The sequence below is a fragment of the Arthrobacter sp. yr096 genome (genome assembly GCF_900108925.1).
Classification (GTDB): domain Bacteria; phylum Actinomycetota; class Actinomycetes; order Actinomycetales; family Micrococcaceae; genus Arthrobacter.
On the sequence record NZ_FNYI01000005.1, the window covers coordinates 71,125 to 82,714 of the forward strand.

Consider the following 11,590-nt stretch of genomic DNA (forward strand, 5'->3'; position numbering starts at 1 on the left):
GTGCTGAGTAAGTCACCGCACTGTGTAAGTCACCGCGCTGTGGCCATGCTTCCGGCGGTCAGTGCACGCCGGAAGTAGTTGTCCCGCACCCATGTTGCAGCCTGACTCACAGCGGCGTGCGGGGCAAGCCCGTCAAAGCCGTGGAATCCGCCACCCCACATATGGAAAGAGACGTCCACGCCGGCCCGGGCCAGGCGTCGAGCGTAGTCGAGTGCTTCGTCACGGAATGACTCAACTGCCCCCACATCGATAAACGTCGAGGGGAGCCCCGAAGGGTCCTCCACCCGGGCCGGGGCGGCATAGGGTGAAACCCCAGGGCCGCCGCGTCGCTCGCCGAGCAAGGCGGTCCACCCGAACAGGTTGTCATTCCTGTCCCAGATGCCTTCGCCCTCCAGCATCCTGCTGCTGGGTGTCTGAAGCCGGTCATCGAGCATGGGACACACCAGGATCTGGTGGGTAAGTGTCGGGTACCCGCGGTCCCGGGCCATGAGCGCAGTTCCTGCCGCCAGCCCGCCGCCGGCGCTTTCTCCGGTGATCAGGATCTGCCCAGGATCGATCGAGAGCTGTTCCGAGTGCTCGGCCACCCAAACCAGTCCCGCATAACAATCGTTTACCGGTGCAGGGTCCGGAGCCTCCGGAGCCAGCCGGTAGTCCACCGAGACCACCACGGCCAGCCCTTCAGCAACGTATGGCAGGAGGCCGGAGACCGTGGTGCGGGGTGAGCCCACCACCATTCCGCCGCCGTGGGTGTGATAAATCGCAGGCCATGGTCCCGTGCCGGAAGACGGGCGGAGCACCAGCAAAGGTACATCGGGTTCGCCATCCCCGCGCTGAACCGATACGTCCTCCACTGTTACCTTGCCGCCGACCGTCAGATCGGCCGTGCCAAATGCCCCGGTCTCCACTGCGGTGCGGAAGGCTTCGCGCATCTGGGGCAACGTCTCAACGGTCAGGGGAGGTTGTGCTTGCCTGAGTCCTATAAGGGCATCTGCCAACTCAGGATCGAACGGGGGCCGCGGCGGGGTGTCGTGAAACATTTTCGTGACTCCATTGTCTGTGGAAGGTCACACAAGTCTCGCAGCCACGATGTCTGCCCAACACCCGCCAACCGCAGGCCAATTGACCCAATTACCCGCCAAATGGCGGTGGACCACGTTCTCAGATACGCGCTGTTGCCGCCAAATGCGGGTACTCCGCGGAACGGCCCTGGAACTGCAAGATGTCCGGGTTGCGGATCACGCCGTCGCGGATTTCGATGGCGCGGGAGATGGTCTCGTTGGCATCCCAACCGGCCGGTCCCGCCACCACGGTTTCCAGGAAAGGAAGCAGGGCCTCGCTGATTTCCCAGCTGGCCGAGTTCCACAGGTAGGACGGGCTGTGGTCCACGGCGTAGTAATTGACGTGCCCGCCCACTCGGAACATGGGCTCATCAAAAGTAGTTGTCCGGGCCCAGCTGAACCCCATGCCCTCGTCGCAGGAAACGTCCACGATTAAGCTGTCCGGCTTGAAGTCCGTCAGGTCCTCCGTCCGAAGATATGTCAGCGGAGCATTCGGGTCCTGCAGGGTGCAATTGACCACGATGTCCGCCGCCGCGAGGAACGGTGCCAACGGCTTGCGCCCGTTGTTGGTGATGACTTCGCTGAGATAAGGGGCATTGCTGTCGTGGTCGAACTGCACGATCCGCACCGAGTGGATGGGGGATCCGACGGCGGCGACGCCCCGATTGGTCAGGACCTGGACATCGTGGACACCGTGGGCGTTCAGAGCCGTGACGGCACCGCGGGCAGTGGCCCCGAAACCAATCACCACTGCGCTGAGCCTGCGTCCGTAGTCGCCGGTTGAACCGGTCAGAGCCAGCGCGTGCAGCACGGAGCAATACCCGGCGAGCTCATTGTTCTTATGGAAGACATGGAGTCCGAAGCCGCCGTCTCCGGCCCAGTGGTTCATGGCCTCAAAGGCGATCAGCGTGAGCTTCTTGTCGATGGCCAATTGGGTGATGGCCCGGTCCTGCACACAGTGCGGCCAGCCCCACAAGGTTTGGCCGTCGCGGAGTTCGGCGAGGTCCTGGGCCTGCGGCTTGGGCAGGAGGATGACGTCACTGGTGGCGATCAGCTCCTGGCGCGTGCCAAGACCACCTGCCAGCGATTCAAGTGTGCTGTCCGCGACGCCGAAGCGCTCGCCGTAGCCCAACTCGAAACGCAGCTGCCGGCGCACGTCCGGGGCGATGCGCTCCAAGTGCTGCGGATGAATCGGCAGGCGCTGTTCGTTGGGTTTCAGCGAGGAAGCCAGGACGCCTATGCTCTGCCGGCCAGTTGGCACGGTCACTTCTTGTTGCCGGTAGAGGGCTTTGCGGCCTCGGCGGCGGAGGACTCGGAAGCCCGCTTATCCGCACGTTTTTCCTTGATGGATTTACTGGATTTCTTCGATGCGGTTTGGCGCGGTGATTTGTCGCCCATGATGGCTCCCTTAGAGCGGAGTCGACATGACTCCTGACTCCTGACCATACACCTCCCCGGGAGAGTCAGTGGCAGGGGTCACTGGGCCGGCTGTGCCGCCGGGCGGCCATGCGTGACCCGGTGGGTCACTCGATCGGCGGTGTCGTCCACGGTGGCTGCCTTCTCCACAGGCTCCAGATAGAAGCGGGCACTGCTGATGATGCCGCCGTCCACACCGAAGATGATGACGCCGGTCATCTCGTGGGGTGTGCCGTCCCGCCACGCCCCCTTCAACTGCAGTTCGGTCCATATGGTGCTGCCGCTGACGCTGTGCGCCAGGAGATGCGCCTTGATATCAGGGACACCCGTAAAGAGCTGTTCCCAGTTGTTGCGGATAGTGTCCCGGCCGGTGAAGCCACGGGTGGGGTGGGCTGGTGTTTCGTTGACGTAACCCGGAGCGAAACACGCCGCCAGGCTTTCCAGATCGTGCTTGTTGGTGGCTTCCAGCAGGCGGTTGATGACGGCGAGCGGACCCGCCTCACCATCGTCGGTGAGAGTCATTGGAGGACCTCCCGGATAGGTGGATGTACGTACGAGTGTAGGCTCGGGAGGCCTCCCGGTCGACGGGTTCGCGGCCCGTGCGGTGAGCGGCGCCGTCGAACATTGTGTCCTGGACGCAAAAAACCCCGGATCGTTGGATCCGGGGTTTTCGTGGAGCGGGCGACGGGAATCGAACCCGCGTATCGAGCTTGGGAAGCTAGCGCTCTACCATTGAGCTACGCCCGCACTGCCCGGCAAAATTGCACCGAGCGAGTCCTAGCTTAGCGCAGTTGCGGCGGCCCTCATGACAGGCACACCGCTGGCAGGAGCCGGCCTACTTGAACAGCTTCAAACTGTTCCATCCGGAGCCCACCTGGCCGTACGTAGTCCATTGGCCACGGCCGAGGCCATAGTTGTAGAGGTTGCCGTCCGCCGTTTGCGCCGTGATGCCTCGTGTCCCGGCGCCGGTCAGTCCGAAGCCCGGGGCCAGGACCCGCATGTACTGCCAGCCCGTTCCCACGGTGGTGGCCGGCCCGAAGAAGCCGGCCCAACCGTCGCCGCGGTAATTGATCAGGGAACCGGACGGGGTCCGCGCCAGAATATCGTTGGCGCCGTCGCCCTCCCAGTCGGCAATGGTGAGCTCCATGCCGTTCCAGCCCTTGCCGATAACCTGCGGTGCACTCAGGGCGCCACCAAAGGTGTTGGGGTAGTAGCGCAGCACTCCATCGGGGAAGTATCCGACGACGCCGGGCCGGCCATGCGCGTGGGTCCACTTACCCACGGTGATGGTCATACGGTCCCAACCGCCGTTGCCCACAACAACCTGGCCGGCAAAACCGCCGCCCGGAAGGCCTCGATACACACCCAGACTTCCGTTGTTCCACTGCGCAAGGATGTCGTACACGCCATCAATGTCCCAGTCCACCACGAAAGCCTGCTTCAAGGCTGTCCAGCCCGAGCCAATCTGGATGGCTCCCGAATAGCCACCCGCCGCCGTCGCGGGGTAGCGCAACAAGCGCCCTGAAGCGTCAGCGGCCACCAGGTCAGCGCCGGATTTGATGCTGGCCGCGGCCGCCGTATTGCCGGCGAAGTAGTGCTCCAGGGTTGGGAAGCCACGCCTGTTCATATCGGTGGCCAGGGCAACGCCCACGTAGCGCAAATGCCAAGGCTCGTAGCTGTAGCCCGTGGTGCCCGTGTAACCGTTGGGGTAGCGGACGATGAAGCCGTATTTGTGCGCGTTGGCGGCAACCCACTTACCCGCCGCAGTATCGCCGAAGCACGTGCTGAGCCCGCAGTTTCCGGCCGCGTTGCCAATGTCCATGGCCAGGCCGGTTTGGTGTTCGCTGTAACCGGGCCGGGCCGAGATGGTGTCTGCGTACGCTTGGCCGTAAATGCTGACGTAATACGAATAGACCTGCTGTTGTTGGGCGTACGAGCGGTATCCGCTGACGATCGACAAGCCGCCCGTACCGGCATCGGCTGCTCCCTGGAACAAACCGTTGAGCCACGCGGCAGCTTCGGCGCGCATGTACTGACCCGAGCCGCGCGCGTTGATAAGGTCCGACGGCGCGTAGCCCGCCGGATTCAGTGGCCGCGATTTGTTGACAAGGACCGAAAAGCTGGCGGGATCACCAATGGGATCCACGCTCGGCAGCGGGTTCACCGTAGCGGGAACGGCCAACGTGGCGGCCGTTTCAGCAAGGGCCGCATGGGCGGAAACAGGTGCTGCGACGGCCGAGGCCGGAACCGCGGAAATTAAGCCGCCAGCCACCGCAACGGCGAGGAAAACCGCGCACGCTGCCACCCGTCGTCGAGCTTTTCCTGCAAAAGATTGATGTTCCGGAACCCGCATAACGCCCCCAATTCGGTTTTTGCCAGCCTGGGGCACTCTACCGTGCAGGGCCGTTTGTGTCAGCCGTGACTTTTGTGAAGCGCCAGATAACCATTCGGTCAAGGCTGGTCAGTTGGGTGTGCCGGGAGGTGTCCGCTGACTATTCTGAAGATGTTAGCTGCAGCGTATGGGGAACCGGGCTACGACATTGGACCGTACGCCGAAAGAGGTTTCCGTGGCATTCGCAGACTACGAAGTGGTGATAGGCAGGGACGCCATGACCGTCTACGGATTTCTCATGGACGGGATGAACAATTCCCTCTGGCGGTCCGGGATCCGCAGCATCTCACTCCGCTCCGGTAACCGTGGTCAAAAAGGCGCGCTCTACCAGCAGACAATCATCGGTCCCGGCGGACGCCCCATTGCCGCAGACTTCCAGATCACCGAGGCCCGGCCAGGCGCGGAAGTACGTTTCGCCGTGGTGGCGGGACCGGCCCGACCCACCGGGGGCTACTACCTCAGCACCGAGGGCCAGACCACCCGGCTCAGGTTCGCCCTGGAATACCATCCCAAGGGCCTTCAGAAGCTCATGAACGCCATGATCCAGAAGACCATGGAAGCCGAAGTGGCGCAGCTGGAGCAGCTCAAAACCGTCATGGAGTCGCGCTCGGTGGTGTGAGCACTACTGGGCGAGGGTGTGAGCACTACTGGGCGAGCTTGAAGCCGCTCCACCCGCCGCCAACCGTTACCGGCGTTGTTAGCCTTCCAGAGGTGAGATCCCAGTATTCGAGAACCCCGTTGGTTCCCAGTCCGGCGACGCCCGTGGTGCCTGACCCGGTGACGCCTTGCAAGGAACGCAGACCGGAGTAGTCCGTCCAGGCCGCGCCCACCACAGGCCTTGCCTCTTGCTTGGGAGTGCCCAGGCCGCTGCCGCGGTACAAGCGCAAGGAGCCATTCGGTTCCACGGTCAGGAGATCCTGGAACCCATCAGCGTTGTAATCCACCATGCTGAGGCGGATGGCCTTGTTACCCGTACCAATAGCGGCTTGCGAACGGATGTACGTCATACCGGCGTTCTTATACAGCCAGAGCCCACCCGACGCATCCATGGCGACGATCTGTGGCAGGCGGTTATTGGCACACCAGTTGCCGACGGCGATGTTCAACGACTGCCAGCCGTGGCCCAGGACCCCAGGGGAACCGAAACCGCCTGACACCCGGCCCGGGTACACCAAAAGGGCACCATCTGTGCGCTGGGCGATGAGATCGAAAACGCCATCACGATCCCAATCGGAAACGAATAACTCCTTGAGTCCGGTGAAACCAATCCCGATCTTGCGGGCCGCGCCGTACTTCGCGTTGCCCAAGGACTGGTACGAGTACACGGTTCCGTCCGAGCTGACAGATACAAGATCAGCGGCGCTGCGGATGGATGCGGCGCTCAGGTTCACAGTTGGCGGCTGGTATTTGTCGCCGGGCTGGCAAACGGCCACCGGATCCGTAGGCGGCGTCACTGTTCCACCCGGGCTGTTGGTGGTGCCGGCCGGGAGAGTGGTGTAACCAAAGAAATTCACCACGCCCCAGAGCGTGTACCGGTTGGGAGTGGTCTGCCAGTTGCCGTCCGTGTAGGTGATGCCGATGCCCATGACGTTGAAACGGGGATCGCGCAGAAGGGCATCATGGCCGGGCGAGCCCTTCCACCACTCAACAAGCTGCGCCGCGTCCCGGTCCCAGCGCACAGCGATGACCTCGCCTGCGCCGTTGTTCGGGTTGAGGGCACGCGGGTCTGTCCAGAAGTTGGCGCGGTGCTGGATGACCTCACGTGTCGCAATGTTGTTGGACCACTCCTGGGCCAGGCCGGCCACCGTTGCGTGGTACTTCACGGGTGCCAGGCCCAGGGACGCGCGGTAACTGTTAATCGCGTTGAACACAGTGAGGATTGCGGCGCTGTTGCTGTCGGGCAGGAGTGCCAGGGCGCCGTTGTCGAGGTTCGGATCGCTGCTGGGGGTCTTGCCGGGGAACGGTGTGGGCGTTGGTGCAGGGGCTGTGCTGGGTTCCGGGGTGGCTGACGCCGAGGGCGTGGGTGTGACGGTGGGCGACGGGGTGGCTGTTGCTGAGGGCGAGGGTGTAGGTGTGACGCTGGGTTTCGGGGTGGTTGTTGCTGAGGCCGAGGCTGAGGGGGTGCCCGACGGCGTGCCCGACGGAACTGGTCCCGCGGCGGGTGCTGACGGCGTCGGGATTGCGGCCGGCGACTCAGGCTGCGGGGGAGCCGGCTCCACGGGATCGGGAACGGCCGGGGCGCTGGTGCCAGGTGCCTCTGGTTCTGTGCCTTCCGCCGAGGGATCATCCGGCCCCCAAGACGGCCCAATGTTCGGCACAGGCGGCGGTGTCTCGATGACCGGATCTACGGCGATGGGCCTACTCGGCGCTTCAATTTCAGTTCCCGGTTCCAGGGCCGGCACCGTGGCGGGGTGGGAAGCGTCACTGGGCGCGGGCGTGCCCGCGGACGGTGCGGGGTCCGTCGTCGTACTCTCTTCCGGTGCCGCCAGACCGGACGGGACGCCGGCAGAGGGGGAGGGCAGGCCACCCGTGCCTGCGTCGTTGGCCGGCAGGATCTGGCTGGAGGCGGCCACGCCAAGGGCCAGCGCTCCGGCCAGCACAATAGCGGCCGGCACTGCCAGTTTTTTCACAATTACCCCGCGAATGCTCGTTGCCCCCAGGTACGGGCGCGGTTCTACATGTCCGGGAACTATAGTCCCACGGGGCGGCCCGGACAATGCATGCGGTGTTGGAGGCATGGGGTATTTTTGATGCTGTGCTGATCTCTGACCGCGATATACGTGCCGAAATAGACTCCCAACGGATTGTTCTTGAGCCGTACGACCCCGCGATGGTGCAGCCGTCTTCCGTGGACGTCCGGATTGACCGGTTTTTCCGGCTGTTCGACAACCACAAATACGCCCACATTGACCCCGCCGAGGAACAGCCTGAGCTGACCCGGCTGGTGGAGGTGGAAGGCGACGAGCCCTTCATCCTGCACCCCGGCGAGTTCGTCTTGGGCTCCACCTATGAAACGGTCAGCCTTGCCGACGACATTGCTGCCCGACTTGAGGGGAAGTCCTCCCTGGGCCGCCTCGGCCTGCTGACCCACTCCACGGCTGGCTTCATCGACCCCGGCTTCTCCGGTCACGTAACGCTGGAACTCTCCAACGTGGCCACCCTGCCCATCAAGCTGTGGCCCGGCATGAAGATCGGCCAGCTCTGCTTCTTCCGGCTGACGTCGTCGGCCGAGCACCCTTACGGCTCGGGTGAATACGGCAACCGCTACCAAGGCCAGCGCGGCCCCACCGCCAGCCGCAGCCACCAGAACTTCCACCGGACGTCCATCTAGCCTCTTTGCTGCGTCGCGCCGAGGGGCTGCTTCTCTTTGCCGAGGGCTAAGCCGGGGCGCGTTCGGTGGTTCGCGGGGGAGCTTTGGGGGTTCGCCGGAAGGCTTTGACCACGGGCTCCACGAAGCGAGCGGCCAGCGGACCCAGGATGGCCATGATGAGTACATATGCCGTGGCGAGTGCAGCGAGTTCGTCGGGCACTGCGCCGGAGGCAACAGCCAATCCCGCGATGACGATGGAGAACTCACCGCGGGCTATGAGGGCGGCACCTGCGCGGAAACGGCCCGGTACCGCGATCCCGGCCCGCTTGGCGGCCCAGAACCCCGTGAGCATCTTGGTGGCGGACGTCAGGACAGCCAGCACAAGGGCCCACCCGAGCACTGGCGGAATGGACGTGGGATCGGTGTTCAGCCCGAAGGCCACAAAGAAGATGGCGGCAAAAAGATCCCGCAGCGGTTCCAGGATCCGGGTGGCGTTGTGGGCAGTCGCACCGGAAATGGCGATGCCCAACATGAAGGCGCCCACGGCGGCGGACACCTGCAGGGCAGAGGCGATACCGGCCACCAGCAGGGCAAGCCCCAGGACGTTCAGAAGGAAGACCTCGGAGTTCTCACTGTGAACCGCTTGCGAGACCCGGTGACCGTGCTTGAGGGCGATGACCAGCACCACGGTGACAACGGCCAGCGCGATGCCCACAGTCTGTAATCCACCAAGGAACCCGACGCCCGCAAGGATGGCGGTGAGAATCGGGAGGTAGATGGCCATGGCAAGGTCTTCGAAAACCAGGATGGACAGGACCACAGGCGTTTCACGGTTACCGATGCGGCCTAGATCGGTAATGACCTTGGCTGCGATGCCTGATGACGAAATATACGTGACGCCGCCCATCACGATGGCACCCACGAGTCCCCAGCCCAGCAGCACAGCTATGCCGGCCCCGGGAATGAAGTTGAGGATGAAGTCCAGAACCCCGGCCTGCCACGACCGTCGCAGCCCGGTGACGAGTTCCGACGCCGTATATTCCAGACCAAGCATTAGCAGGAGGAGGATGACGCCGATTTCGCCGGAGAGATGGGCGAACTCGTGCATGCCGTCCAGCTTGACGAATCCGCCGGCACCGAAGGCCAAGCCGCCCACGAGGTACAGGGGAATGGGGGACATGCCGATTCGGCCCGCTAATCGAGCCAGGAGACCGAGGCAGAAGACGACGGCCCCCAGTTCAACGAGGGCTAGTGCGAGCGGATCCATTCCGGTCAGCCGTTGCGGAGGATGCCGGCTGCCGAGTCAAGACCTTCCTGCGTGCCGACCGCTACGAGCAAATCACCGGTGTGAAGTACGACGTCGGGTGCCGGCGACGGGACAACCTCGCCTTCGCGCATGATCGCCACGATGGACACACCGCTCCGGGTGCGGATCTGCGCCTTGCCCATGGGCTGGTTCACGAAGGGGGACTCCGGCGTAATCGAGAACTGTCGGGTGACAATGCCAGGTATTTCACGGTGCTCTTCCGCCAAGCGCATGGCGATATGTTGGCCACCCAGGAGATTCCCCAAGGTGGACGCTTCATCGGCGGTCAACGGGATGGAGGCCTGGCAGGTGTCCGGGTCATCCCAGGTGGAGACGAACAGCTCGGTCTCACCTTCCCGAAGTTCCACTACACCGATGCGACGGCCCGAAGCCGTGACGAAATCCTTGCGGATCCCGAGGCCCGGAAGTTCAGTCTCATCCACGTTCATTGCTACACCCTAACTCTGTTGTATGGGTCTGGTACGGCGTTCATGCTAGCCAGTCCTATGTAGTTAACGCTCTGGTACCACTGCTATTTCCACTTTGGCAGGAGGCTTAACCGGCAGGATCACCAAGAGCCCGGCCAAGAGGACCACCATGATCCCGAGGATGCCCCAGCGCTGCGCTTCACCTTCAGCAACAAGAGGTGCCGCAATGGCGATGCACAGCGTGAAAAGGGTGGGAGCCAGGAAGCTGACGGCCCGCCCGGTGGTGGCGTAGAGGCCGAACAGTTCGCCCGATTCGCCGTCCGGTGCAAGCCGGGCCAGGTAGGCCCGCGAGGATGACTGGGCCGGCCCCACGAACAGGCACAGCAGCAGGCCGAAGATCCAGAAAGTTGCTGCACCTGGCCACTCATTTCCCAAGAAGACGTAATCGCCGTTGCCAAGGACCAGGATGAACGTACCTGCCACCAGGAGGCCCACCAGGGAAATGATGATAACGGCCTTGGGGCCGATCCTGTCATCCAGGAAGCCACCAATGATGGCCCCGACGGCCGCCACGACGTTGCCGAAGATGGCGAAGAAGATGACGTCCTTGAGCTCGAAACCGAACGTACCTGCTGCGATGACCCCACCAAAGGTGAACACGGCAGCCAGACCGTCACGGAAAATAGCGCTGGAGAGCAGGAAGTAGATGGTGTGCGGACTGGTTCGATAGATGGCGCCGATGCGGCGGATCAGCAACCGGTAGGAGGCCAGGAAGCCCAGGGAAGCGGTGTCCTTCCTTACGGAGACTTCGGGAACGGCGAACATTACGGGGAGCGCGAAGATAAAGAACCAGAGGGCCGAGAAGACGGCTACCAGCCGGATGTTCAGGGAGTCCTGTGTTGATGCTCCGAACCACTCAAAAGAAGGCTGGACAAACAGCTGCAGCACCAGGAGGAGCGCAACGATCCCGCCCAGATACCCCATGCCCCATCCGAAGCCGCTGACCTTGCCGATGTTCCTGGGAGTGGAGATTTGGGCCAGCATGGCGTTGTAGTTCACGCCGGCAAACTCGAAGAAAACGTTGCCCAAAGCGATGAGGCAAACGCCGAGCAGCAGGAACTCGGGTTGCGGGAACACGAAGAAGCACAAGGCCGTGAGTACCGCGGTGGCGGCCGTATTGACGCCCAGCCACAGCTTGCGGCGTCCTCCGGCATCAGAGCGTTGGCCTGTCACGGGAGCCAGCAGCGCGATGGCCAGCCCTGCGATGGCGAGGGCGGCTCCGAGGGCTGCAGAGGCTGCATCTTCTCCGCCGAAGGCATTGGAGGTGAGGTACACGGTGAAAACAAACGTTGTCATGACCGCGTTGAAGGCAGCGGAACCCCAGTCCCAGGACGCCCACGCAAGGATTTGTCCCTTTTTGGAGGCGACGGGGCCAGAGGCGAGCTCGGATGTGGGGTGGGAGGCTTCGGGGACTGCGGCCGCGTTCATAGCTTGAATGCTATAGGGGCGGAGGGAACAGCGTGCAGATGACAGACCGCGTTGTGGAGAACACCGATTGAAACGTCACGGGTCCTTCGGAAAAGTGGCCAAAAACTGTCTGTCCCCCTTGATAAACTAGGTAAACCGAACCCAACGTATGACCGCCTGCTCCAACTTTTGACAATTCGTTCCTGACTTTGC

The 11,590-nt window shown here is 63.3% G+C and carries 11 protein-coding genes and 1 tRNA gene; 2 read left to right on the forward strand and 10 right to left on the reverse strand.

Features of this window, described 5'->3' with window-relative positions; all coding sequences use genetic code 11:
• Positions 1-29: 29 nt before the first annotated feature.
• The 6 genes from BMY91_RS13630 to BMY91_RS13650 all read right to left on the reverse strand — a co-directional run bounded on the left by BMY91_RS13630 (position 30) and on the right by BMY91_RS13650 (position 4,779).
• On the reverse strand, positions 30-1,037 hold the full coding sequence (locus BMY91_RS13630) for an alpha/beta hydrolase (protein WP_090822793.1): 1,008 nt from the start codon (positions 1,035-1,037) through the stop codon (positions 30-32).
• A gap of 121 nt (positions 1,038-1,158) precedes the next feature.
• Positions 1,159-2,325: a N(5)-(carboxyethyl)ornithine synthase gene (locus BMY91_RS13635; RefSeq protein ID WP_090822795.1), complete on the reverse strand. Its 1,167-nt coding sequence runs from the start codon at positions 2,323-2,325 to the stop codon at positions 1,159-1,161.
• Complete coding sequence (locus BMY91_RS23460; RefSeq protein ID WP_256212738.1) at positions 2,322-2,456, reverse strand: hypothetical protein; 135 nt, start codon at positions 2,454-2,456, stop codon at positions 2,322-2,324. The genes BMY91_RS13635 and BMY91_RS23460 overlap by 4 nt, the downstream gene beginning before the upstream one ends.
• Before the next feature lie 78 nt (positions 2,457-2,534).
• Positions 2,535-2,996, reverse strand: coding sequence for a nuclear transport factor 2 family protein (locus BMY91_RS13640; RefSeq protein ID WP_090822797.1), 462 nt, complete (start codon positions 2,994-2,996; stop codon positions 2,535-2,537).
• 151 nt (positions 2,997-3,147) lie between these two features.
• Positions 3,148-3,221: transfer RNA gene (locus tag BMY91_RS13645), tRNA-Gly, on the reverse strand.
• An 88-nt stretch (positions 3,222-3,309) separates the two neighbouring features.
• Entirely contained in the window at positions 3,310-4,779 is a 1,470-nt protein-coding gene (locus BMY91_RS13650) for a M15 family metallopeptidase (RefSeq protein ID WP_256212739.1), read from the reverse strand.
• 262 nt (positions 4,780-5,041) lie between these two features.
• Between BMY91_RS13650 and BMY91_RS13655 the strand changes: the two genes are divergently transcribed.
• The gene (locus BMY91_RS13655) at positions 5,042-5,485 is read left to right on the forward strand and encodes an SRPBCC family protein (RefSeq protein WP_090822802.1); all 444 of its coding nucleotides are present in this window, start codon (positions 5,042-5,044) and stop codon (positions 5,483-5,485) included.
• A gap of 25 nt (positions 5,486-5,510) precedes the next feature.
• Here the strand turns inward: BMY91_RS13655 and BMY91_RS23465 are convergent, their stop codons facing one another.
• The gene (locus BMY91_RS23465) at positions 5,511-7,481 is read right to left on the reverse strand and encodes a CAP domain-containing protein (protein ID WP_256212740.1); all 1,971 of its coding nucleotides are present in this window, start codon (positions 7,479-7,481) and stop codon (positions 5,511-5,513) included.
• A 140-nt stretch (positions 7,482-7,621) separates the two neighbouring features.
• Here BMY91_RS23465 and dcd point away from each other — a divergent pair, with 140 nt between their 5' ends.
• On the forward strand, positions 7,622-8,197 hold the full coding sequence (gene dcd / locus BMY91_RS13665) for a dCTP deaminase (RefSeq protein WP_011776299.1): 576 nt from the start codon (positions 7,622-7,624) through the stop codon (positions 8,195-8,197).
• Positions 8,198-8,243: 46 nt separating this feature from the next.
• Here dcd and BMY91_RS13670 read toward each other — a convergent pair whose 3' ends face one another.
• The 3 genes from BMY91_RS13670 to BMY91_RS13680 all read right to left on the reverse strand — a co-directional run bounded on the left by BMY91_RS13670 (position 8,244) and on the right by BMY91_RS13680 (position 11,398).
• On the reverse strand, positions 8,244-9,443 hold the full coding sequence (locus BMY91_RS13670; RefSeq protein ID WP_090822804.1) for a cation:proton antiporter: 1,200 nt from the start codon (positions 9,441-9,443) through the stop codon (positions 8,244-8,246).
• Between the two features lie 5 nt (positions 9,444-9,448).
• Positions 9,449-9,931 carry a cation:proton antiporter regulatory subunit gene (locus BMY91_RS13675; protein WP_090822806.1) on the reverse strand — a complete coding sequence of 161 codons (483 nt, stop codon included), beginning with the start codon at positions 9,929-9,931 and terminating at the stop codon, positions 9,449-9,451.
• 63 nt (positions 9,932-9,994) lie between these two features.
• The gene (locus BMY91_RS13680; protein WP_090822808.1) at positions 9,995-11,398 is read right to left on the reverse strand and encodes an MFS transporter; all 1,404 of its coding nucleotides are present in this window, start codon (positions 11,396-11,398) and stop codon (positions 9,995-9,997) included.
• Between the last annotated feature and the right edge of the window lie 192 nt (positions 11,399-11,590).

Bases quoted from the DNA above. Each gene is read 5' to 3' on its own strand.
- BMY91_RS13670 (WP_090822804.1), bottom strand. From the start codon at position 9,443: ATGGATCCGCTCGCACTAGCCCTCGTTGAACTGGGGGCCGTCGTCTTC.
- BMY91_RS13680 (WP_090822808.1), bottom strand. From the start codon at position 11,398: ATGAACGCGGCCGCAGTCCCCGAAGCCTCCCACCCCACATCCGAGCTC.
- BMY91_RS13630 (WP_090822793.1), bottom strand. From the start codon at position 1,037: ATGTTTCACGACACCCCGCCGCGGCCCCCGTTCGATCCTGAGTTGGCA.
- BMY91_RS13640 (WP_090822797.1), bottom strand. From the start codon at position 2,996: ATGACTCTCACCGACGATGGTGAGGCGGGTCCGCTCGCCGTCATCAAC.
- BMY91_RS23460 (WP_256212738.1), bottom strand. From the start codon at position 2,456: ATGGGCGACAAATCACCGCGCCAAACCGCATCGAAGAAATCCAGTAAA.
- BMY91_RS13675 (WP_090822806.1), bottom strand. From the start codon at position 9,931: ATGAACGTGGATGAGACTGAACTTCCGGGCCTCGGGATCCGCAAGGAT.